Source organism: Streptomyces sp. JHA26, from assembly GCF_002005565.1.
Lineage (GTDB): Bacteria > Actinomycetota > Actinomycetes > Streptomycetales > Streptomycetaceae > Streptomyces.
The window spans coordinates 57,934-79,452 of the sequence record NZ_BDJC01000019.1; the positions used below are offsets into that span (position 1 = coordinate 57,934).

At 74.1% G+C, this 21,519-nt stretch carries 21 protein-coding genes; 13 read left to right on the top strand and 8 right to left on the bottom strand.

The annotated features are described in order from the left end of the window. Window positions 1–353 precede the first annotated feature (353 nt). The 5 genes from JHAT_RS14385 (at window position 354) to JHAT_RS14405 (ending at window position 6,593) form a co-directional block, all read left to right on the top strand. Window positions 354–1,484, top strand: coding sequence for a S9 family peptidase (locus tag JHAT_RS14385; RefSeq protein ID WP_077798554.1), 1,131 nt, complete (start codon window positions 354–356; stop codon window positions 1,482–1,484). Between the two features lie 255 nt (window positions 1,485–1,739). Further along, on the top strand, window positions 1,740–3,083 hold the full coding sequence (locus tag JHAT_RS14390; protein WP_077798555.1) for a hypothetical protein: 1,344 nt from the start codon (window positions 1,740–1,742) through the stop codon (window positions 3,081–3,083). A 398-nt stretch (window positions 3,084–3,481) separates the two neighbouring features. Further along, entirely contained in the window at window positions 3,482–5,080 is a 1,599-nt protein-coding gene (locus JHAT_RS14395) for an ABC-F family ATP-binding cassette domain-containing protein (protein WP_077798556.1), read from the top strand. Between the two features lie 334 nt (window positions 5,081–5,414). Then, a complete protein-coding gene (locus tag JHAT_RS14400) occupies window positions 5,415–5,636 on the top strand; it encodes a helix-turn-helix domain-containing protein (protein WP_018567695.1) in 222 nt (73 codons plus the stop codon). 153 nt (window positions 5,637–5,789) lie between these two features. Continuing rightward, window positions 5,790–6,593 (top strand): enoyl-CoA hydratase/isomerase family protein, encoded by an 804-nt coding sequence (locus JHAT_RS14405; protein WP_077798557.1) that lies wholly within the window; start codon window positions 5,790–5,792, stop codon window positions 6,591–6,593. 184 nt (window positions 6,594–6,777) lie between these two features. Here the strand turns inward: JHAT_RS14405 and JHAT_RS14410 are convergent, their stop codons facing one another. Beyond that, window positions 6,778–7,515, bottom strand: a complete 738-nt coding sequence (locus JHAT_RS14410) for a nucleopolyhedrovirus P10 family protein (RefSeq protein WP_077798558.1) — start codon at window positions 7,513–7,515, stop codon at window positions 6,778–6,780. Window positions 7,516–7,599: 84 nt separating this feature from the next. Here JHAT_RS14410 and JHAT_RS14415 point away from each other — a divergent pair, with 84 nt between their 5' ends. Genes JHAT_RS14415 through amaP form a run of 5 tightly spaced genes read left to right on the top strand, consistent with a single transcriptional unit; the run spans window position 7,600 to window position 9,886 of the window. After that, window positions 7,600–8,061, top strand: a complete 462-nt coding sequence (locus tag JHAT_RS14415) for an Asp23/Gls24 family envelope stress response protein (protein ID WP_077798559.1) — start codon at window positions 7,600–7,602, stop codon at window positions 8,059–8,061. 28 nt (window positions 8,062–8,089) lie between these two features. Further along, window positions 8,090–8,275 carry a hypothetical protein gene (locus JHAT_RS14420; RefSeq protein ID WP_077798560.1) on the top strand — a complete coding sequence of 62 codons (186 nt, stop codon included), beginning with the start codon at window positions 8,090–8,092 and terminating at the stop codon, window positions 8,273–8,275. Further along, on the top strand, window positions 8,272–8,655 hold the full coding sequence (locus JHAT_RS14425) for a hypothetical protein (protein ID WP_077798561.1): 384 nt from the start codon (window positions 8,272–8,274) through the stop codon (window positions 8,653–8,655). The genes JHAT_RS14420 and JHAT_RS14425 overlap by 4 nt, the downstream gene beginning before the upstream one ends. Next, window positions 8,652–9,302: a DUF6286 domain-containing protein gene (locus JHAT_RS14430; RefSeq protein WP_107481926.1), complete on the top strand. Its 651-nt coding sequence runs from the start codon at window positions 8,652–8,654 to the stop codon at window positions 9,300–9,302. The genes JHAT_RS14425 and JHAT_RS14430 overlap by 4 nt, the downstream gene beginning before the upstream one ends. Beyond that, window positions 9,299–9,886 carry an alkaline shock response membrane anchor protein AmaP gene (gene amaP / locus JHAT_RS14435; protein WP_077798562.1) on the top strand — a complete coding sequence of 196 codons (588 nt, stop codon included), beginning with the start codon at window positions 9,299–9,301 and terminating at the stop codon, window positions 9,884–9,886. The genes JHAT_RS14430 and amaP overlap by 4 nt, the downstream gene beginning before the upstream one ends. Window positions 9,887–10,070: 184 nt before the next feature. Here amaP and JHAT_RS14440 read toward each other — a convergent pair whose 3' ends face one another. From JHAT_RS14440 to JHAT_RS14475, 7 genes are all read right to left on the bottom strand, one after another. Further along, on the bottom strand, window positions 10,071–10,826 hold the full coding sequence (locus JHAT_RS14440) for an SDR family oxidoreductase (RefSeq protein ID WP_077798563.1): 756 nt from the start codon (window positions 10,824–10,826) through the stop codon (window positions 10,071–10,073). 5 nt (window positions 10,827–10,831) lie between these two features. After that, the gene (locus JHAT_RS14445) at window positions 10,832–12,616 is read right to left on the bottom strand and encodes a glycoside hydrolase family 15 protein (protein ID WP_077798564.1); all 1,785 of its coding nucleotides are present in this window, start codon (window positions 12,614–12,616) and stop codon (window positions 10,832–10,834) included. A gap of 74 nt (window positions 12,617–12,690) precedes the next feature. Beyond that, the gene (locus JHAT_RS14450) at window positions 12,691–13,482 is read right to left on the bottom strand and encodes an SURF1 family protein (RefSeq protein ID WP_171990894.1); all 792 of its coding nucleotides are present in this window, start codon (window positions 13,480–13,482) and stop codon (window positions 12,691–12,693) included. Between the two features lie 89 nt (window positions 13,483–13,571). Next, entirely contained in the window at window positions 13,572–13,805 is a 234-nt protein-coding gene (locus JHAT_RS14455; protein WP_071528763.1) for a hypothetical protein, read from the bottom strand. A gap of 80 nt (window positions 13,806–13,885) precedes the next feature. Beyond that, window positions 13,886–14,872 carry a DEDDh family exonuclease gene (locus JHAT_RS14460; RefSeq protein WP_077798566.1) on the bottom strand — a complete coding sequence of 329 codons (987 nt, stop codon included), beginning with the start codon at window positions 14,870–14,872 and terminating at the stop codon, window positions 13,886–13,888. Between the two features lie 221 nt (window positions 14,873–15,093). Next, window positions 15,094–16,101 carry a CopD family protein gene (locus JHAT_RS14465; protein WP_077798567.1) on the bottom strand — a complete coding sequence of 336 codons (1,008 nt, stop codon included), beginning with the start codon at window positions 16,099–16,101 and terminating at the stop codon, window positions 15,094–15,096. 258 nt (window positions 16,102–16,359) lie between these two features. Further along, window positions 16,360–17,889, bottom strand: coding sequence for a S8 family serine peptidase (locus JHAT_RS14475; protein ID WP_077798569.1), 1,530 nt, complete (start codon window positions 17,887–17,889; stop codon window positions 16,360–16,362). Between the two features lie 440 nt (window positions 17,890–18,329). Here JHAT_RS14475 and JHAT_RS14480 point away from each other — a divergent pair, with 440 nt between their 5' ends. From JHAT_RS14480 to moaA, 3 genes are all read left to right on the top strand, one after another. Further along, window positions 18,330–18,686, top strand: coding sequence for a DUF485 domain-containing protein (locus JHAT_RS14480; RefSeq protein WP_077798570.1), 357 nt, complete (start codon window positions 18,330–18,332; stop codon window positions 18,684–18,686). Further along, entirely contained in the window at window positions 18,683–20,317 is a 1,635-nt protein-coding gene (locus JHAT_RS14485; protein ID WP_077798571.1) for a cation acetate symporter, read from the top strand. Before JHAT_RS14480 ends, JHAT_RS14485 begins: the two co-directional genes overlap by 4 nt. A gap of 156 nt (window positions 20,318–20,473) precedes the next feature. Then, window positions 20,474–21,463, top strand: a complete 990-nt coding sequence (moaA, locus tag JHAT_RS14490) for a GTP 3',8-cyclase MoaA (protein ID WP_077798572.1) — start codon at window positions 20,474–20,476, stop codon at window positions 21,461–21,463. Window positions 21,464–21,519 lie beyond the last annotated feature (56 nt).

Consider the following 21,519-nt stretch of genomic DNA (forward strand, 5'->3'; position numbering starts at 1 on the left):
GACCCGGCCGGGACCCGGACCGTGGTGACGCCGAGTACCGCACGGCCGGGCGAGCCGACACGGGTGCCGACTGCCGGGTGCCCGCGCCGGCGGCGGGGCGATCCCCCACCTCCGGCCGGACTCCGCTCCGCCGAACACACGGGTGCGGATGCGGCGCGCGGTGCCCGCGGCCCGGGCGCGGGGGCGGAGGGTCCGCTGCGGGGCGGGACGGGGTGGTGGAGCCAGGGGGTTGCCGAGCGCGTTCGGGGGTACCGGCAGTCGAGCCGGCCCGTGGTCCCGGGCCCGGCCGGGCGCCGTCACTCCGTGTCGTCCGCCCGCTGGCCGCCCACGGACTCCACCGGGAGACTGGCCCCATGCGCACTGTCACAGCAACGGCCGCCGCAGTCACCGCAGCCCTGGCGGCGGCCGGCGCGGCGAGCGTCGCCGCCGGCCGGCTGGCCAGCGATGCCGCGCTCAAGGCACCCTCCGGTCGGCCCCTGCCCACCGAACCCCGGCTGACCGTGCACGGAACCGCCGCCGGGCAGATCACCCTCACCCGGGACCTGGCCGCGCTGCGCCCCGGCCGCTACGGCCTCGCGGGCGACGCGTCCCACGCGATCGTCGGCCCGGTCCTGAGCGCCGCCCAGCACGGCGCCGACACCGTCGTGCGCCGCCTGGAGGGCGTCGCGCACGGCACCTTCAGCGCCGGCGACAAGGTCTGGCTCACGCCCAACCTGCACGTCGGCACGCCCGGCACCGCCCTCGGCCTGGAGTACACCGACGTCGACGTCCCCGGCGGACTCGGCCCGCTCCCGGCCTGGTTCGTGCCCGGCGCCCGCCCCACCTGGGTCATCGCCGTGCACGGCCTGGGCACCACCCGCGAACACGCCCTGAACCTCATGGCACCCCTGCACGACCGGCACGTCCCGGTGCTCGCCCTCGCCTACCGCGGCGACGCCGGCGCCCCGCCCTCGCCCGACGGCCTCCACCACTTCGGCGAGACCGAGTGGCAGGACGTGGACGCCGCCGTCCACTACGCCCTCGACCACGGCGCCCGCCAGGTCGTCCTGCTCGGCTGGTCCACCGGCGCCACCATGGCTCTGCGCACCGCCGCGCGCTCCGCCGCCCGCGACCGCATCGCGGGGCTCGTCCTGGACTCCCCGGTCCTCAGCTGGGAGACCACCCTGCGCGCCCTGGCCGCCGCCCGCCACACGCCCGGCGTGCTGCTGCCGCTCGCGGTCCGCGCCGCGCAGGGCCGCGCCGGACTGCACGCCGACGGCGTCGCGGGCCAGGCCGTACGGGAGGCCCTCACCGTGCCGACCCTCGTCTTCCACGGTCCCGACGACAGGGTCGCCCCCTGGCGCCTCACCCGCCGCTTCGCCGACGCGCACCCGCGGCTGGTCTCCCTCCACACCGTCCCCGGCGCCCCGCACGGCGCCATGTGGAACGCCGATCCCGACTCCTACCTGGAGACCCTGCGCCGCTTCCTGACCCCTCTCGTGTGAGCCCGGCGGGCCCTCGTCCCGCCCTGCGCCGCACAGGTTCCGTTCAGGTTCCGTTCAAAGCCGTACCGGTGGCCGGTTCTGTCGCCCGAGCCGCCCACCGGAGGCCCGCGCCGGCCCTCCCCGTCGCCGCTCCCGGCATTCCGTTTGGGTTTTCGGACCGTCAACCGCAAGACTGCACCCGTGACGTCCCGTATCCCGCGCGACTCCAGGCTTCGACTCGTCCGTCCGCGACCCCTGGCCGCCGCCCCCAGAGCGATGAACCAGCGCCGCCCGCACCGCGCCGCACCGCGCCCACCGGAGGGCACACCGGCCCGGTCGGAACTGGCCCGAATGGCACGCTCCGGCCTGGCCGACGCCGCCCGCATCGCCCGCTGGGCCGACGCCGCCCTCGGCCCCGGCCGCGGCAGCGCGACCGCCGACGGCAAGGCCACCCTGTCCGACGCGACCGCCGAACACGCGGCCCGCGAGCTGGGCCTGACCGTCGCCCAGGTCCGTGCCGACTGGGACACCGCCCGCCTCGCCGGACTGATCGAGGTCCACGGCGACACCGCCCGCCCCGGCTGGCGCCTGCGCGCCTGGAACCGCGACGACGGCGCCGTACTGCGCGGCTGGGTCGCCCTCTTCGACGCCTGGTCGCTCGCCCACCCCGAGCCGGACGGCCACGAGCCCGCCGCCGTCGCCGAGGTCGTCTCCGCGATGCCCCAGGTGCTCTCCTTCCTCCAGCTGTCCGCCGGGCCCGTCCCCGTGGCACAGCTCCTGGACCTGCTGGAGCAGCGCGTCACCGAACTGCGCACCGAACGCTGCGAGGTCCCCTACGGCCCCCGGCTCGAACCGGGAACCCCCGAGACCCCGCAGCCCCAGCAGGCCGCCGACGGCACCCCGCTCGCCCCCCTTCTCGACTGGGCCCTGCACGCCCTGGCCTCCGTCGGTGCCCTCACCTGCGGCGACGGCCACGCCACCCTCACCCCGCTGGGCAGCTGGGCGGTCTGGGTCAAGCTGGAGCAGATCTGCGTGGCCGCGCAGAGCCCCGCCGGGAACATCGAGCAGTCGGCCGAGGCCATGCTCCGCGGCTGCGGCCGGCTCCGCCCGAACGCGGCCCGCGCCGAGTACCGCGCCTGGCTCGCCGCCCGCCCCGTCGGCAGTGCCGTCACCGAGCTGCTCGCCGCCGCCCGCGGCGAGGACGCCCTGCTGCGCGGCCTCGCCTTCGAGGCGCTGCGCGTGGTCGGCGCCCCCGCCGAGCCCGAGGTCCGCGCCGTGCTCGACGAGCCCACGCTGCGCCCGTACGCCCTGCTGTGGCTGGCCGAGCACGACGGCGCCGACCCCGAGGACGCCCACGAGGTCCTCACCCGCCAGGAGGCCACCTGGCTGTGGGTCGACACCGCGGCCGCCGTCGCCGACCACGGCGAGGCCCCCCTGCTGGTCCGGCACCTGGAGTCCGCCGTGCAGCCCACCGTCCCGGCCCTCCTCGACGAGGTCCGCGCCGTCGGGCACCCGCGCACCGTGCAGGTCCTGGTCGCCCTCGCCGCCGCCCACCCCGACCCGGCCCTGGCGAAGGCCGTGCGCCGGGCGGCGTTCCAGGTGCACACGGGGGGCGACTGACGGGACGTCCCGCCGGGCGGGCGCCTGTCGGGGGCACCGGGACACCAGGGCCTCCGCGCCGCGCTCTGTCGGTGGTGTACGCCGACGTCGTCCCCTACCGGCGTACACCCCGCCGTGCCGACGTTCCCCGCCGCCCCGTCGAAGCGGCTGCCCGGACCCTCGGGACCGGGCACGACCGCACCGTCGCCCCGGAGCCGCCCCGGCAGCCGCCGTCCGCGCCCGTGACCAGCGCATCCGAGCAGGAGAGCCCCGGGCGGGCGGCCGCGCGGACCCGCGCCCGGGAAAAGTGGTTGCACGGCCCCGTTAGACTGGCCCCATGGCCATTCTCCTCGCGCATTAGACGGCGGGAAACGTCCTCAGCCGCCCATCCCGTCAACCACCCGCCCTGGAGTCTGTCCGTGATCTCCGCCTCCGGCATCGAGCTGCGCGCCGGTGCCCGCGTGCTCATCGAAAACGCCACCTTCCGCGTCGCCAAGGGCGACCGCATCGGCCTGGTCGGCCGCAACGGCGCAGGGAAGACCACCCTCACCAAGGTCCTCGCCGGCGAGGGCATCCCCGCCGCCGGCACCGTCACCCGCTCCGGCGAGGTCGGCTACCTCCCGCAGGACCCGCGCACCGGCGACCTCGACGTGCTGGCCCGCGACCGCATCCTGTCCGCCCGCGGCCTGGACACCCTGATCCGCAAGATGCGCGAGAACGAGCAGCGCATCGCCAACGGCCAGGGCGCCACCCGCGAGAAGGCCCTCAGGCAGTACGAGCGCCAGGAGACGGAGTTCCTCACCAAGGGCGGGTACGCCGCCGAGGCCGAGGCCGCCACCATCGCCGCCGCGCTCAACCTGCCCGACCGCGTGCTCGGCCAGCCCCTGCACACGCTCTCCGGCGGTCAGCGCCGCCGCGTCGAACTGGCCCGCATCCTGTTCTCGGACGCGGACACGCTGCTGCTCGACGAGCCGACGAACCACCTCGACGCCGACTCGATCGTCTGGCTGCGGGACTACCTGAAGACCTACCGCGGTGGCTTCATCGTCATCTCCCACGACGTCGACCTGGTCGACACGGTCGTCAACAAGGTGTTCTACCTGGACGCCAACCGCTCCCAGATCGACGTCTACAACATGGGCTGGAAGCTCTACCAGCAGCAGCGCGAGGCCGACGAGAAGCGCCGCAAGCGCGAACGCGCCAACGCCGAGAAGAAGGCCGCCGCCCTGCACTCGCAGGCCGACAAGATGCGCGCCAAGGCCACCAAGACGGTCGCCGCGCAGAACATGGCCCGCCGCGCGGACAAGCTGCTGTCCGGCCTGGACGCGGTCCGCAAGTCCGACAAGGTCGCCAAGCTCCGCTTCCCCGAGCCCGCACCCTGCGGCAAGACCCCGCTGATGGCGGAGGGCCTGTCCAAGTCGTACGGCTCGCTGGAGATCTTCACCGACGTCGACCTGGCCATCGACAAGGGCTCCCGCGTCGTCATCCTCGGTCTCAACGGCGCCGGCAAGACCACCCTGCTGCGCCTGCTCGGCGGCGCCGAGAAGCCCGACACGGGCAAGGTCATCGAGGGCCACGGCCTCAAGCTCGGCTACTACGCCCAGGAGCACGAGACCCTCGACCCCGACCGCACCGTCCTGGAGAACATGCGCTCCGCCGCACCCGACATGGACCTCGTCGAGGTCCGCAAGGTGCTCGGCTCGTTCCTGTTCTCCGGTGACGACGTCGACAAGCCGGCCGGGGTCCTCTCCGGCGGTGAGAAGACCCGCCTGGCGCTCGCCACCCTCGTGGTCTCCTCGGCGAACGTGCTGCTGCTCGACGAACCGACGAACAACCTCGACCCGGCCAGCCGCGAGGAGATCCTCGGCGCGCTGCGCACCTACAAGGGCGCGGTCGTGCTCGTCACCCACGACGAGGGCGCCGTCGAGGCGCTCCAGCCGGAGCGGATCATCCTGCTCCCGGACGGCGTCGAGGACCTGTGGGGCGCCGACTACGCGGATCTCGTCGCCCTCGCTTGATCGAATGGATGATCCACCGGGTATGGATCATTCGGCCGATCCGTGATCCACCATCTGTGTGAGATCTCCTCATCACGAGGTGCGTCCTACATCGATTTCGCGGCCGGGGCCTCCATCGTGGAGGCCCCGGCCGTGTCGGCTTCTGACCTGCGGCTTCACCGGAGAACCTGTTCGGCCGCAGGCGCCCGAACCTCTGGAATCTCGCATTCCGCATGTGGGGACGCACTCCTGTCGTCACCACCTTGTCTCATCGACCTTGCCGAATGGGTGGCCATGAGGCCCATGAGGGGTGATCATGAGGAGACCAGAGCGCACTTCCCATGAGGAGGCACGGGTGGCCGAGACTCTGAAGAAGGGCAGCCGGGTGACCGGCGCCGCGCGCGACAAGCTCGCGGCAGACCTGAAGAAGAAGTACGACGCCGGTGCGAGCATCCGGGCGTTGGCCGAGGAAACCGGCCGCTCGTATGGCTTCGTGCACCGCATGCTCAGCGAGTCGGGTGTCACGCTCCGAGGGCGTGGCGGGGCGACCCGGGGCAAGAAGGCCGCATCGGCCTGATCCACCCCGGGTGGCCCCTCGGCTCCGATGGTGGCCACCCGGTCGGTCGTCCGGCCGGCCGGGTGGTTACTGTGCAGTCACTCAGCCCTGTCGTGGTACGGCGTGCAGCCGGCGCACGGCAGTGACGACGACCGCACCCTTCGGAGGCGCCCCATGGCTTCGCCCGCCCACGACCCCGGTCCCGCACTCGACAAGGACGGCGTGCGGCTCACCGTCGACGACGCGATCGCCACGGTGACGCTGACCAACCCCGCCAAGCGCAACGCGCAGAGCCCCGCTCTGTGGCGCGCGCTCACCGAGGCCGGCCGGCTGCTGCCGGGCTCCGTCCGGGTCGTCGTGCTGCGTGCCGAGGGCAAGTCGTTCTCGGCCGGGCTCGACCGGCAGGCGTTCACGCCCGAGGGCTTCGACGGCGAACCGTCGTTCCTCGACCTCGCCCGGGGCGGCGACGCCGAGCTGGACGCGACCATCGCCGAGTACCAGGAGGCGTTCACCTGGTGGCGGCGCAGCGACATCGTGTCCGTCGCCGCCGTGCAGGGACACGCCATCGGGGCCGGTTTCCAGCTGGCCCTCGCCTGCGACCTGCGGGTCGTCGCGGACGACGTGCAGTTCGCCATGCGCGAGACCAGCCTCGGCCTCGTGCCGGACCTGACGGGCACGCACCCCCTGGTGTCCCTGGTCGGCTACGCCCGCGCGCTGGAGATCTGCGCGACCGGGCGCTTCGTCACGGCCGAGGAGGCCGTGAACACCGGCCTCGCCAACCTCGCCGTGCCCGCGGACCAGCTCGACGGCGCCGTGCACGACCTGGTGTCCGCGGTCCTGTCCGCGCCGCGCGACGCGGTCGTCGAGACCAAGGCGCTGCTCCAGGGCGCCCAGAACCGGGACTACGAGGCCCAGCGCACCGCGGAGCGCGCCGCCCAGGCCCGCCGCCTGCGCGACCTGGCCGGGCTCGGCGACTGAGCCTCCGGCAACCGGGCGGGGCATCCACGACTCCCGGGGCGCGGACGGGCGCACCGCCGTCTCCGGCGCGACCGAGCCGCCGGCCGGCGACCCCGCCGCGGGAAACGCGCGCCCCGGACGGTCGCGGGGCGTACCGCCCCCCCGTCCGCGGCACGTCCCGCGGGCCCGGCTCGCCCCGGCGCGGTCAGCCGATCGCCGTCACCAGCACGGCCACCGTGGGGTGGTCCGGCAGGGCGCCGGCCACCGCCGCCCGGACCGCCCGGGCCACCTCCGCGGCCGTCCGGTCCGCGTCGACCGCCAGTTCCACCCGGACGTGACGGCGCGGCAGGGCCGCCTCCCGCCCGGCGTCCGGCTCCGTGATGTGCACCGGACGGCCCAGCGCGCCGGTCAGTCCCCGCACGCCGGGGACCGCCAGCGCGGCGCCCGCCGCGCGGCCCTCGTCCGTGCCGTCCGCCTCCCCCGGGACCACCGGGGGGCCCGCGGGTCCGGTGCCGGACACCGGTTCCGGTTCCGGCTCCGGGACCGCGTCGAGCAGCTCCGTCGCCCGGAGATCGACGTCCGTCACCGTCAGACCGATCCCGCGCGTCGCCGCCTCGGCCAGCGCGGCGCGCAGACGGGCGGCCGCGGCCGGCAGGGGCTCGGCCGCCGACGCCGCGAAGTCGGCCGTCACCCGCAGCGGACCGGGCGGCAGCGCGCTCGGCGGCGCCGGCACGACCGGTTCGTGGGTCTCCCCCGGGGCCGCCGGGGCGATGCGCAGACGCTCGGGGCGGACGCCCGGCACCCCCCGTGCCGCGGCCAGCAGCGCCTCCCGTGCCGCGCGTTCGGCGACCCACGCGCCGTCCCGCGGCCCGCCCAGGGGCAGCAGCCTGCCGAGTCGCAGTTGCTCCCGTACCGTCCGCGTCCACCGTTCAGGCGTTGTCATCCCTTCAGCCTGCCGCATCCCCGGCGCGCGTTCCCGCCACCGTGCTTACGGTGGTGGGAAGGACGACCGAAGGGACGTGCGGCCATGAGCGAACTGACGGAGAAGAACGCGCTGGAGACCGGCAGGACGCAGGCGCTCCGGCACGGAGGCGGCGCCCCCGGCGGCCGCGGCCGGACCACCATCGCCGACGGTGTCGTGGAGAAGATCACCGGGATGGCGGCACGCGATGTCGCGGGTGTGCACGCCATGGGCAGCGGGATGTCGCGCACCTTCGGCGCCGTGCGGGACCGCGTGCCCGGCGGATCCAGGTCGGTGACGCGCGGCGTGAAGGCCGAGGTGGGCGAGAAGCAGACCGCGCTCGATCTGGAGATCGTCGTCGAGTACGGCGTGTCGATCGGCGACGTGGCCCGGGACGTGCGGGAGAACGTGGTGGCGGCGGTGGAGCGGATGACCGGCCTCGAGGTCGTCGAGGTCAACATCGCGGTGAGCGACGTGAAGCTGCCGGACGAGGAGGACGAGGAGCCGCAGGAGCCGCGGATCAGGTGACGGGGACGCGGACCGAGGGGAGCGCACCATGAGCATGGCGGTGATCGGCATGATCGCCGGGATGGCGCTGGGATTCGCCGGGTACTTCGGCGGGTTCGGGGCCTTCCTGCTGGTGGCGGCCCTGGGGGCCGTCGGGTTCGTCGCCGGCCGGTTCCTGGAGGGGGACATGGACCTCGCCGACCTGTTCCGCGCCCGTGACGACCGGCGACGGTGACCGCCGTGAGCGAAGGGTCCGGCGCGGCCCGTGAAGCCCCGGCGACGGTTCCGGCGGGCGAGCGGGGGGCCACGCGGATCGCCGACCGGGTCGTCGCCAAGATCGCCGCCCGGGCGGCCCTCGAAGCGCTCGGGGCGCGCCCCGCGGACGCCGGGCGTCCGTACGCCACCGTCGTCGTCCACCACGACGTCGCCCGCGTGCGGGTCCACGTCGAACTCGACTACCCCTGCGACATCGGCGCCCGCTGCGGGCAGGTGCGCCACCGGGTCGTCCAACGGGTGCGCGGGCTGGCCGGCATGGCGGTGCCGGAGGTCGGCGTCGAGGTGGAGCGGCTGCACCTGGCGGCGGAGTACGGCGCGCGACGGCGGAGGACACGATGAGCGAACCCCGGGGCCCGCAGGGCAGCACCCGGCACCCGCCCGTCGGGGAGGAGGCGGACGGCACCGCGCCCGAGCCGCGGCCCCCGGCCGAGGACGGGCACGGACCACGTGGCCGCTTCTGGTCGGCACGCCGCGTCCCCGCCGGCATCGTCGCCCTGCTGCTCCTGATCACCGCGGGCGCCTTCCTCTACGACGTCGTCGCCGTCCGCGCAGGCCGCTCCGCCCTCGGCCCGCGCCGGGAACTGGCCCGGCAGCTCGCCGAACGGCCCCTCGACGACATCTGGGTGCGGATCGGCGCCGGCGTCGCCGCCGCCCTCGGGCTGTGGCTGCTCGTGCTGGCGCTCACGCCCGGCCTGCGCAGGGTGCTGCCGATGCGGCGCACCCGTCCGGACGTCCGCGCGGGGCTGCACCGCAACGCCGCCGCGGCGGTGCTGCGCGACCGGGCCGTGGAGGTCGCCGGTGTGCAGTCGGCGCGCGTGCGGATGCGCCGCAGGAGGGCCAGGGTGCGCGCGGTCGCGCACTTCAGGGAACTGGACGAGGTACGAGCCGATCTGGACGGCGTGCTCGGCGACACGGTGCGCGGGCTGGGGCTGGCCCGGCCGCCCGCCGTGTCGGTCCGGGTGGCGCGACCGGGACGGAAGGGGTGAGGGCCGTGCTCAGGATCGTCGACCGTGTGCTGCTGGGCCTCGTGGGCCTGGTCCTGCTCGCGGTGGGCGGCGCCGTCCTCGCGGTGGGGTCCGGTGTGTCGCCGCCCCCCTGGTGGGTGCACCAGGGGCCGCACGACGTGCTCCTCGGCGACGCCGAGCGGACCCGCTGGCGGGACGCCGACTGGTGGTGGCCGGCCGTCATCGCCGCGCTCGCCGTCCTGCTGCTGCTCGCCCTGTGGTGGCTCGTCGCGGTGCTGCGCCGCCGCCGGCTCCCCGAGATCCTCGTCGACACCGGCGACGGCGCGGCCGCGGTGCTCCGCGGCCGCGCCCTGGAGGACGTCCTCACCCAGGAGGCGGGCCGGGTGGACGGGGTCGAGCGGGCCGAGGTCCGGTTCACCGGACGGCGCGGCGCCCCGCGGGCCCGCGTCCGGCTGCTGCTGGCCCCGCACGTCGACCCCGGCACCGCGCTGGACGACCTCACCGCGCGCGCCCTCGCCCACGCCCGCGACTCGGCCGGCCTCGCCGTCCTCCCGGCGGAGGTACGCCTCCACGCCGTCAGGCACCACGCCGAACGGGTCAGCTGATCCCGCCCGGTGCCCCCGCCCCGCACACGGCGGGGGCCGGCACGCGCGCCCGCGGCGGCGTCGCCGGCCGCCGGGGCCTCCGCCCCGGCGCCCTCCTCCGCCGCGCGGCCGCACGCACCACGCCCCGCCCGGGTCGGTCGAAAGGCGTCGCTTCCTTCAGCCGACCTGTTCCGAACGACAGGTCCTAGAAGCCGTGCCGCGCCCCGCCGTCCACCGGCAGCATCACGCCCGTCACGTAAGCCGCCGCGGGCGACAGCAGGAACGCCGCCGTGCGGCCGAACTCCTCCGGGGTGCCGTAGCGGCGCAGCGGGATGCGGGACTCGCTCGCCGCCCTGGTCGCCTCCGGGTCGGCGGACAGGGCGTCCAGCTCGCGCACCCGGTCGGTGTCGATGCGGCCCGGCAGCAGGCCGACGACGCGGACGCCGCGCGGGCCCAGCTCGTCGGCGAGGGACTTGGCGAAGCCCGCCAGCCCCGGCCGCAGGCCGTTGGAGATGGTCAGACCCGGGATCGGCTCGTACACGGAACCCGACAGCACGAAGCCGATCACGCCGCCGTCCTCCAGCTCGGCCGCCGCCGTGCGGGCCAGGCGCACCGCGCCGAGGAAGACCGACTCGAACGCGGTCCGCCACTGCTCGTCGGTGTTGTCGGCGACGAAGCCCGGCGCCGGCCCGCCCACACTGATCAGGACGCCGTCGAGGCGCCCGAAGCGCTCACGGGCGGTCGCGACCAGCCGCGCGGCGGCCTCGGGGTCGGCGTTGTCGGCGGCCACGCCCACCGCGTCCGGGCCCAGCGCGGCCGCGGCGTCCGCGACGCTCTTCTCGTCCCGCCCCGTGACGACCACCTTCGCGCCGTCGGCGACCAGCTCGCGCGCGGCGGCGTTGCCCAGGCCACGGGTGGCTCCGGTGACGACGTACACCCGGTCCTTCAGTCCAAGATCCATGGCCCCTATCCTGCCTCTTCGCCGCCGAACAGGGCGAGGGCGGTGTTCACCAGGCCGATGTGGCTGAACGCCTGGGGGAAGTTCCCCAGCTGGTGACCCGCCACCGGGTCGTACTCCTCGGCCAGCAGCCCCACGTCGTTGGCGAGCCCGACCAGCCGCTCGAACAGTTCCCGGGCCTCCTTGGTCCGGCCGGTCGCGTGCAGCGCGTCCGCGTACCAGAACGAGCACACCAGGAACGTGCCCTCGCCGCCCGGCAGACCGTCCACCGGCGGGTTCTCGGTGCTGTAGCGGCGCACCAGGCCGTCCCGGGTCAGCTCCTTCCCGATCGCGTCGACCGTGCCGACGACGCGCGGGTCGTCCGCGGGCAGGAAGCCCACCCGCGGGATGAGGAGCAGCGCGGCGTCCAGCTCCGTCGAGCCGTAGAACTGGGTGAAGGCGTTGCGGTCGGGGTCGTAGCCCTTCTCGCACACCTCCCGGTGCACCTCCTCGCGCAGCGCGCGCCAGCCGTCCAGGTCGCCGCCCAGCCCCGGGTGGGCCTCCAGGGTGCGCACCGCCCGGTCGGCGGCCACCCAGGTCATCACCTTCGAGTGCACGAACTGCCGGCGCCCGCCGCGCACCTCCCACAGCCCCTCGTCCGGCTGCCGCCACGCCGTGGCCAGGAAGTCCATCAGCGCGCACTGGAGCTCCCACATCTGCGGCTGCGGGTGCATGCCGGCCAGCCGGGCCAGCGACAGGGAGTCCATGACCTCGCCGTACACGTCCAGCTGGAGCTGGTTCACGGCGTCGTTGCCGACCCGTACGGGCGTCGACCCGGCGAAGCCGGACAGCCACGGCAGCTCGAACTCGGGCAGCCGCCGCTCGCCCGCCAGGCCGTACATGATCTGCAGGTCGGCCGGGTTGCCCGCGACCGCGCGCAGCAGCCAGTCGCGCCAGGCCTCGGCCTCCTCCAGGTACCCCGCCGACAGCAGGGCGCCGAGCGTGAGCGTGGAGTCGCGCAGCCAGCAGAAGCGGTAGTCCCAGTTGCGGACGCCGCCCGGTTCCTCGGGCAGCGAGGTGGTGGCGGCGGCCACGATGCCGCCGGTCGGCCGGTAGGTGAGGGCCTTCAGCGTGATCAGGGAGCGGACCACGGCGTCCCGGTGCGGACCGTCGTAGCGGCAGTGCGCGGACCAGGCCCGCCAGTCCTCGACGCTGTGCTCCAGTGCCTCGTACGGGTCGATCAGCCGCGGGCGCGGCTCGTGCGAGGGATGCCAGGTCAGGACGAACGCGACCTTCTCGCCCTCGGCGACCGTGAACTCCGCGTGCGTCCCGAAGTCCTCCCCCCAGCTGCGCACCTCCGGCTCGCTGCGCAGCCACGCCGAGTCCGGTCCCGCGACGGCCACGCGGTGGCCGTCGACCCGGCGCACCCACGGAACGATCGAGCCGTAGTCGAACCGCAGCCGCAGCGCGCTGTGCACGGTGACCTCGCCGCGCAGGCCCTCCACGACCCGCACCAGGTCGGGGGCGCGGTCGCGCTGGGGCATGAAGTCGGTGACCCGGACGGCGCCGTCCGCGGTCTCCCACTCGGTGTCCAGGACGAGGGTGTCGTGGCGGTAGGCACGCCGGGTGCAGCGCTCGACGCCCACGGGGGCGATGCGCCAGTGGCCGTTGTCCTCGTCGCCGAGCAGCTTGGCGAAGCAGGCGGCGGAGTCGAAGCGGGGCAGGCACAGCCAGTCCACGGAGCCGTCCGCGGAGACCAGGGCCGCGGTCTGCTGGTCGCCGATGAGCGCGTAGTCCTCGATGCGGGGGTGCACGGGGTTCCGTCTTCCCGGCCGGTGACGGAGCAATCGGGTCCGTCACCGGCGACCGCACACCCGCGGGCGCGCGGTCACACGGAGGCGGGTTCCGCCTCCGCGGTCTCCACGGCCTCGGCGCTCTCCCGGTCGCGCTTCTCGCGGCGGACCAGGATCCACCAGCCGACCGGGACGGCCGCGGAGAACAGCCACCACTGGATCGCGTACGCGAAGTTCAGCGCGGCGTCCTCGTTGCCGGGCCTGCCGATCGGCTCCGGGGTGTCGCCCTTCGGCTCCGGTGCCGTCAGGACGATGTAGCCGCCGAGCACCGGGGCGCCCAGGCGGGCGGCCTCCTGCTTGCTGTCGATGAGCATGATCTGCCGGTCCGGCAGGCCCTGGAGGTCCTTGATGCCGCTCGCGGCGGTCGTCTCGTCGGGCATCATCCGCCCGGTGACGGTGATCTCTCCCCGGGGCGGCGCGGGCACCTCGGGGAACGCGGTCTGGCTGGAGCCGTCCGCGGGGATCCAGCCCCGGTTGACGAGCAGGACCTTGCCGTCGTCGAGGACGAACGGGGTCAGCACGTGGTAGCCGATCTTGTCCTGGGCGTTCGTGCGCCGGCGGACGACGACCTCGTGGTCCGTGTCGAAGCGGCCCTTCGCGGTCACGGAGCGGTACCGCTCGTGCGTGGTGATCTTCTTGCCGGGAGCGGTCAGCGACTCCACGGGCACCGGCTCCGCACCGAGCGCCTCGGCGACCAGGTCGTTCCGGGCGGTGCGCTCCTCGTAGCGGTGCATCTGCCAGAAGCCCAGCCGGATCATCGTCGGGATGAGCAGCAGGGCGACCAGTGTGAGGATCACCCACTGGCGGGACAACAGGAAGCGGTACACGCATCGACGGTACCTTGCGGAAACGCGGCCCTCGCCGGTGGGGCCGGACGAGGACCGCAGCCCCGCGCCGGCGGGGAGCACGTCCGGCCTCAGACCTTGTCGACGATGCCCGCCCTCCCCTCCGCGCGGGCGCAGTGGGCGCCGCAGTACCAGTGGCCCTCGACCTCGACGCCCTGGCCGATGATCTGCACCCGGCAGTGCTCGCAGATGGGGGCCATCCGGTGGATCGCGCAGGAGAAGCAGTCGAAGACGTGCACCGCCCCCTGGGCGTGGACCTCGAAGGTCATTCCGTAGTTGTTGCCGCAGACTTCGCATGTCGCCATGGGGCACAGGGTGGGCCGTGGCGGGGGCGCGGGCGAGCGGGTGCCGGGCGAGTCGCCCGGCAATCACCCGTCCGCACGGGTCAGCCGTCCGCGGGCTCGACGTCCGCCAGCAGCTGCCCGAAGGCCGCCTCGTCCACCACCGGTGTGCCGTACTGCCGGGCCTTGACCACCTTCGACGTGCCCGAGTCCGGGTCGTTGGTGACCAGCAGGCTGGTCAGCCGGGAGAGGCTGGTGGCGACGTGCAGCCCGGCCTCGGTGGCGCGGTCCTCCAGCAGGTCCCGTTCGGTCGAGGTGTCACCCGAGAAGGCGACCCGCATACCCTGCTTGAGCCGTTTGCCCGCTTCGTAACGCCCCGGGTTGGGATAGGGGCACGCGGGCCTCTTGCGGGAGGGGCGCCAACCGGTCTGCCGGTGGCCGCCGAAGCCCCCCTGCCCACTGATCCGGGGCGCGGGCCGGTCCGACCACTCCGTCAGCGGCCGGCACTCGTGCAGCGGCAGCCGCAGACCGCCCGCCGCGGCGGCGTGCAGGCTCGGCCGGAACGCCTCCGCCAGCACGCGCGCGTCGTCCAGCGCGTGGTGCGCCCGCCGCTGCACCACGCCGAAGTGCGCGGCCAGCGACTCCAGCTTGTGGTTGGGCAGCGGCAGCCCCAGCTCCTTGGAGAGCGCGATGGTGCACAGCCGTTGCCGCACCGGGGCCACGCTCTGCGCGCGCGCGTACTCCCGGGCGATCATCTGCCAGTCGAAGACGGCGTTGTGCGCGACGAGCACCCGTCCCTCGAGCCGGGCCGCGAACTCCGGGGCGATGTCCCGGAACAGCGGCGCCCCCTCGAGCGCCTCGCGCGTCAGTCCGTGTATCCACACCGGGCCCGGGTCCCGCTCCGGATCGACCAGCGTGTACCAGTGGTCCTCGACCTCTCCGCGCGCGTCCAGCCGGTAGACGGCCGCGGAGATGATGCGGTCGTCGCGGGCCAGGCCGGTGGTCTCCACGTCGACGACCGCGTACCCCTGCGGATACGCGGCCGGCCACGAGGTGGCGGACGGCGCTGCGGTCGTGCGGTCTTCGAGCATGGTCCATGAGGATACGGGCCGCGACCGACAGTCCCGCCCCGCAGGTGCCCCGCCGGGCCCCGCGCACCGCCGCCGCGTCACGTCCTGCCGGCCGGACCGGGGCCACCGCGGCCATGACCGCCGGCACGGTCCCGGGGTGCCGGCGGGCGGCCCCCGGCACCCGGACGGCGCCCCGCGCGCGTGACGGGACGCACGTGCGGCGAGGGTCCCCGGACCCGGTCTCACCAGCGGATCGGCACCGGAAGCGCCGTCAGGAGTCCCGACACCGCGACCACCGCGCCGAGGGCGACGACCTCCCCGCGCGCGGGGGAGCGGGCGGACAGCGGGTCGGCGGCGCGGCCCAGCCGGATCCGGGCCCACAGGGCGAGGGCGGCGACGGCCGCCACCAGGATCACCTTGGCGAGCAGCACCCTCCCGTACGCCGTGTCCGTCACCTGGTCCAGGATCGTGTCCGCCGGCATCCGGCGCAGCGAACTGCACACCCCCGTCGCCGTGACGGCGGCGAGCAGAACGGCCGCCACGCGCGCGTAGAGGCCCAGCAGGGCCGCGCCCGCCGCGGCGCCCCGCCACACGCGAAGGACGCGCAGCGCGTACGGCAGACCGCCCACCCACAGCGACGCGCACGTCAGGTGGACCAGGGTCAGACCGGAGCCGACCAGAGGGCCGTCCTCGGTGGTGGGATGGGCGCGCAGGGCCTCCGCGACGACCACGGCGGCCAGCGGCCAGACCTGGGTGCCCGGCCGGCGCGAGACGGCGCACAGGCCCGCCACGAGGAACGCGTCGACCTCCAGGAGCGCGAGCTTGCCGTCGCGGGACTCGTAGAGGCCGCCGATGTCGATCTCGGCGATGCCGCCCGGCACCAGGTTGCCGGTGGCCACGACCGAGGCGAGCCCCAGCGCGGCGACGAACGCGGCGGCGTTCGCCCCGGGGGACCAGCTGCGGGGCCGGTCCGGGGGAGCGCCGGGGAGGGACCGGGCCAGCCGGTTCACGAACAGCTCGCCGAGCGGGACGCTCAGCGCGGCGAACAGCACCGTGCGCAGCAGACCGATGCCACCGGTACCGGGCGCCTCGGCCTCTCCGGTGCCGTGCAGGGCGGGGGACGGGCCGAGCACGGGTATCAGCGCGGCCAGCGCCACCAGCACGAGAACGGCCACGGCCCGGCCGGTACCGGAGGGCCGCGCGTGCCGCCCGGTGTCGGCGGACCGGGGCGAGGGTCTTGTCGGGGTCACCCCGAGATCTTCACCAACTCCCCCAGAAGCGGGCAAGTTCAGGAAAAGAAACCGGCGGGACCACCACCGCGCCGGCACGGGGCCGGGCGGGCTCCCGCACGGGAGGGTGCCCCGGAAGAGCACCCTCCCGCACGGCGGCCGTCACACGCCGGAGGAGAACGGGATCACCCCCCCGGCGGACCGGGCGGACCCGAAGCCGGTCACCACCGCACCGCGCGGTACCGACCGGACCGACGGGAACGCCGGTACGGCGTCTCCCTACCGGGTCACCGCGTCCAGCGCGTCGGCCATGCCCCAGCCGTAGAAGCCGTTGCGGTTCTTCGGCCCCTCGCACACCGCGTCCACCTTGCCGTCACCGTCGATGTCGTACGGCTCGGTGCACGGCGTGGCGTCGGCCTGCGCGTACAGCAGCGCCTTGACCATGGCCGGTGAGGCGTGCGGGTGCGTCGACTTGATCAGGGCGGCGACGCCCGCGACGTGCGGCGAGGCCATCGACGTACCGGCCATGTAGCCCCACCCGCCGCCCGGCAGCGTGCCCAGGATCAGGCCGCTGGTCGCCGGCGGCGCCGGGGTCTGGTAGGCGGTCGAGTCGCCGCCGGGCGCGGCGATGTCGATGACGCCCCGGCCGTAGTTGGAGAAGGACGACTTCAGGCCCTTCGCGCCGGTCGCCGCCACCGTGACGACACCCGGGAGCTGGGTCGGGATGTCGTAGCACTCGGACGGGTCGATCACCCGGTCACCGGGAGTGGTGTCGTTGGGGGAGGACGGGTCGAGGATCTCGTCGGAGGCGAGGTCGTAGTTCTCGTTGCCGGCCGCGGCGACGTTGACGACGCCCTTCTTCTCCGCGTACCGCGAGGCCCGCGAGACGGCCTCGACGAGCGCCTTCTGGTCCGGGTCGTTCTTGCAGTTGAAGTACCACGGGTCGGTGTAATAGCTGTTGTTGGTCACGTCGACGCCGTGCTCGGCCGCCCACATGAAGCCGCAGACCACGGCCTCGGTGTAGAAGAAGCCGTCCGGGTTGGACACCTTGATGCCCGCGACCTTCACGCCCGGCGCCACGCCGGTCATGCCGACGCCGTTCTTCGCGGCGGCGATCTCCCCGGCCACGTGCGTGCCGTGCGGGCTCTCCGCCGCGCTCGGCCGCCAGGCGCCGTCGGTGGTGTCCGGCTTGCCCGCCACGCAGTTGACCGACGCCCGCCGGTCGAAGTTCGGCGCGATGTCCGGGTGCGTGTCGTCGACGCCGGTGTCGATCACCGCGACGGTCACCCTGCTGCTGCCGAGCGACTTCTCGTGCGCCTTGTCCGCCTTGATGGCGGGCAGGTCCCACTGGAGGGACTCCAGCGGGTCCTGGCCCTCGACCGCCTGGGCGGCGGCGACCTCCTGCGCGCTGAGCACCTTCGGCGCGCCCACGTCGGTCGTCGCCGCCGAGGGCAGCGGCGCGGTGCGGGTGGCACCGGCCGACTGCACGCCGTGCACCCTGCGCACGGTCTTCGCGAAGTCCGGGTTCGCCGAGTGGACGACGACCACGCCGATCCGGTCGTACGACGTCACGATCGTGCCGCCGGCCTGGGCTATCGCCCGCTTCACCCGCGCCGAAGGTCCGTGCCCCGGCTGGACGTTGACGACGTAGCTGAGCGCGCCGGCGTCGGCGGCGGCCGGGGCGGCCTCGGCCGCGGGGGCCTCGGTCGCGGAGGCCTGGACGCCGGGCAGGAAGGCGAGGGCCGTGGCCAGGGCCATGCCGGCCGGGACCGCGACGGCGCGGCGGCGACGGGAGTGAGGCGCTGTCATGTGCGAGGTCTCCAGTTCGTGAGAGGGGAGGGAAGGGACGAGCGGAGCGGAGCGCTTCACCGCGCGCGGCACGTCCCCGACCCCGCGGCTCCCGACAGGAAGGCGAGCGGCATGGTCAGCGACAGCACGACCGGTACGGCGGGAACGAGCCGCCGTCTGGAACGCAGATGAATCATGGGGTCTCCACATCATCCGGAAACGAGACCGGCCCGAGACGCAGATGGTCCTCGGGCAGGTACATGACGCAGTGGTGCAGGGCGAAGCTATCCCCGAAGTCGCTGGCCAGCAATGTTTTCCCCCAAGGGACTTGGGAAAGTACCGCGCGTGTTGAACCGGGCTCGACGGGGCGCCGTGTCGTTGGACAGGGAGCCCGAGCACGACCAGGGCCCCGTGAGAACACCGAGGACCAAGCCGTCATGTCCGTCGTACGAGGAGACTCCGTGGCCACCGACGCACCGCCCCCCTCGAAAGAGGAACACCGACTCCCCACCGCCGAGGAGTTCTCCGAGGTGCAGCAGAGTGCGGAGTTCGCCGAACTGCGCCGCACCTTCCGCTCCTTCGCCTTCCCGCTGACGATCGCCTTCGTCGCCTGGTACCTGCTCTACGTGCTGCTGTCGAACTACGCCGGCGGCTTCATGGGCACCAAGCTGTTCGGCAACATCAACGTCGCGTTCGTCTTCGGCATCGCCCAGTTCGTCACCACGTTCCTCATCGCCTGGTGGTACTCGCGGCACGCCGCCGCGAAGCTCGACCCCAAGGCCGAGGCCATCAAGTCCCGGATGGAGGGCGGCGCATGAGCACCGCACAGACCGTTCTCGCCGCCGAGCTGGCCGCCAACGAGGCCAGCGAGCACCGGCCGCTGATCATCACGCTCTTCTCCGTCTTCGTCCTCGCGACGCTCTTCATCACCGTCTGGGCCGGCCGCCAGACCAAGGACGCCGCCGACTTCTACGCGGGCGGCCGCCAGTTCAGCGCCTTCCAGAACGGCCTCGCCGTCTCCGGCGACTACATGTCGGCCGCGTCCTTCCTCGGCATCGCCGGCGCCATCGCCCTCTTCGGCTACGACGGCTTCCTGTACTCCATCGGCTTCCTGGTCGCCTGGCTGGTCGCCCTGCTGCTGGTCGCCGAGCCGCTCAGGAACTCCGGCCGCTACACGATGGGTGACGTCCTCGCCTACCGCATGCGCCAGCGCCCCGTGCGCACCGCCGCCGGCACCTCCACGATCGTCGTGTCGATCTTCTACCTGCTGGCCCAGATGGCCGGCGCGGGCGTCCTCGTCTCCCTGCTGCTCGGCATCACCTCCGACGCGGGCAAGATCCTCATCGTCGCCCTCGTCGGCGTCCTGATGATCGTGTACGTCACCATCGGCGGCATGAAGGGCACCACCTGGGTCCAGATGGTCAAGGCCGTGCTGCTGATCGGCGGCACCATCCTGATCACCTTCCTGGTGCTGCTGAAGTTCGACTTCAACATCTCCGACCTGCTCGGCAAGGCCGCGGAGAACAGCGGTGCGGGCTCCGCCTTCCTGGAGCCCGGCCTCCAGTACGGCGCGACGGGCACCTCCAAGCTCGACTTCATCTCCCTGGGCATCGCCCTGGTGCTCGGCACCGCCGGGCTGCCGCACATCCTGATCCGCTTCTACACGGTGCCCAACGCCAAGGCCGCCCGTAAGTCCGTGAACTGGGCGATCGGCATCATCGGCGCCTTCTACCTGATGACCATCGCCCTCGGCTTCGGCGCCGCCGCACTCATCGGGAAGGACGAGATCATCGCGTCCAACCCGTCCGGCAACACGGCCGCGCCGCTGCTCGCCCTGCACGTCGGCGGCGTCGACTCGGCCTGGGGCGCGATCCTGCTCGCCACGATCTCGGCGGTGGCCTTCGCGACCATCCTCGCCGTGGTCGCCGGCCTCACCCTCGCCTCCTCGTCGTCCTTCGCGCACGACATCTACGCCAACGTGATCCGCAAGGGGGAGGCGACCGAGAAGGAGGAGATGAGGGCGGCCCGCTGGGCGACCGTCTTCATCGGCATCGTCTCCATCGCGCTCGGCGCCCTCGCCCGCGACCTGAACGTGGCCGGCCTGGTCGCCCTGGCCTTCGCGGTCGCGGCCTCCGCCAACCTGCCGACCATCCTCTACAGCCTGTTCTGGAAGCGGTTCACCACGCAGGGCGCGCTCTGGTCGATCTACGGCGGTCTGATCGTCGCCGTCGGCCTGGTGCTGTTCTCGCCCGTCGTCTCCGGCGACCCGAAGGCGATGTTCCCGGACGTCGACTTCGCCTGGTTCCCGCTGAAGAACCCGGGCATCATCTCCATCCCGTTCGGCTTCCTCATGGGCTGGCTCGGCACGGTCCTGTCCAAGGAGGGACCCGACGAGGCGAAGTACGCGGAGCTCGAGGTCCGGTCGCTGACCGGCACGGGCGCCCACTGATCCCACCCCCGCCGCGGCCCCGTCGTAGATCCCTACGACGCGGCCGCGGCGCACGTCGTGGGGATCGGGCCGCTGTCGTTGTCGGCGCGGTCACGTAGGCTCGCAGTGTCGGAGGAGAGAAGCGCTCCGCCGATCCGCGTCGAGGAGGGGGCCCGCGTGCTCATCGACACCTACGGCCGAGTGGCCACCGACCTGAGGGTCTCGCTGACCGACCGCTGCAACCTGCGCTGCACGTACTGCATGCCGGAAGAGGGTCTGCAGTGGCTGGCCAAGCCCGACCTGCTCACGGACGACGAGATCGTCCGCCTGATCGACATCGCGGTCACCTCCCTCGGCATCGAGGAGGTCCGCTTCACCGGCGGGGAGCCGCTGCTGCGCCCCGGCCTGGTCGGCATCGTCGAGCGCGTCGCCGCCCTCGCCCCGCGCCCCCAGATGTCGCTGACCACCAACGGCATCGGTCTCAGGCGCACGGCGAGCGCCCTGAAGGCCGCGGGCCTGGACCGGGTCAACGTCTCCCTGGACACCCTGCGCCCGGACGTCTTCAAGACCCTCACCCGCCGCGACCGCCACAAGGACGTCCTGGAGGGCCTGGCGGCCGCCCGCGAGGCCGGCCTGACCCCGGTGAAGGTCAACTCGGTCCTGATGCCGGGCCTCAACGCCGACGAGGCCCCCGACCTGCTGGCCTGGGCCGTCGAGCACGACTACGAGCTGCGCTTCATCGAGCAGATGCCCCTGGACGCCCAGCACGGCTGGAAGCGCGAGGGCATGGTCACCGCCGGTGACATCCTCACCTCCCTGCGCACCCGCTTCGAGCTGACCGCCGAGGGCGCCGAGGAGCGCGGCTCGGCCCCCGCCGAGCGCTGGCTCGTGGACGGCGGCCCGCACCGCGTCGGCGTCATCGCCTCCGTCACCCGCCCGTTCTGCTCGGCCTGCGACCGCACCCGCCTGACCGCCGACGGCCAGGTGCGCACCTGCCTGTTCGCCACCGAGGAGACCGACCTGCGCGCCGCCCTGCGCTCCGGCGCCCCGGACGAGGAGATCGCCCGCATCTGGCGGCTGGCCATGTGGGGCAAGAAGGCGGGCGCGGGCCTGGACGACCCGACGTTCGTCCAGCCCGACCGGCCGATGTCCGCGATCGGCGGCTAGGGTCTGCCGGCAGGCGGACGAGGGTTCGACGACAAGGCCCGGGACCGGGGGCGAGG

Bases quoted from the DNA above. Each gene is read 5' to 3' on its own strand.
- JHAT_RS14405 (WP_077798557.1), top strand. From the start codon at position 5,790: ATGGCTTCGCCCGCCCACGACCCCGGTCCCGCACTCGACAAGGACGGC.
- JHAT_RS14415 (WP_077798559.1), top strand. From the start codon at position 7,600: ATGAGCGAACTGACGGAGAAGAACGCGCTGGAGACCGGCAGGACGCAG.
- JHAT_RS14485 (WP_077798571.1), top strand. From the start codon at position 18,683: ATGAGCACCGCACAGACCGTTCTCGCCGCCGAGCTGGCCGCCAACGAG.
- JHAT_RS14430 (WP_107481926.1), top strand. From the start codon at position 8,652: ATGAGCGAACCCCGGGGCCCGCAGGGCAGCACCCGGCACCCGCCCGTC.
- JHAT_RS14460 (WP_077798566.1), bottom strand. From the start codon at position 14,872: ATGCTCGAAGACCGCACGACCGCAGCGCCGTCCGCCACCTCGTGGCCG.
- JHAT_RS14390 (WP_077798555.1), top strand. From the start codon at position 1,740: ATGAACCAGCGCCGCCCGCACCGCGCCGCACCGCGCCCACCGGAGGGC.
- JHAT_RS14420 (WP_077798560.1), top strand. From the start codon at position 8,090: ATGAGCATGGCGGTGATCGGCATGATCGCCGGGATGGCGCTGGGATTC.
- JHAT_RS14455 (WP_071528763.1), bottom strand. From the start codon at position 13,805: ATGGCGACATGCGAAGTCTGCGGCAACAACTACGGAATGACCTTCGAG.
- JHAT_RS14475 (WP_077798569.1), bottom strand. From the start codon at position 17,889: ATGACAGCGCCTCACTCCCGTCGCCGCCGCGCCGTCGCGGTCCCGGCC.
- JHAT_RS14410 (WP_077798558.1), bottom strand. From the start codon at position 7,515: ATGACAACGCCTGAACGGTGGACGCGGACGGTACGGGAGCAACTGCGA.
- JHAT_RS14440 (WP_077798563.1), bottom strand. From the start codon at position 10,826: ATGGATCTTGGACTGAAGGACCGGGTGTACGTCGTCACCGGAGCCACC.
- JHAT_RS14385 (WP_077798554.1), top strand. From the start codon at position 354: ATGCGCACTGTCACAGCAACGGCCGCCGCAGTCACCGCAGCCCTGGCG.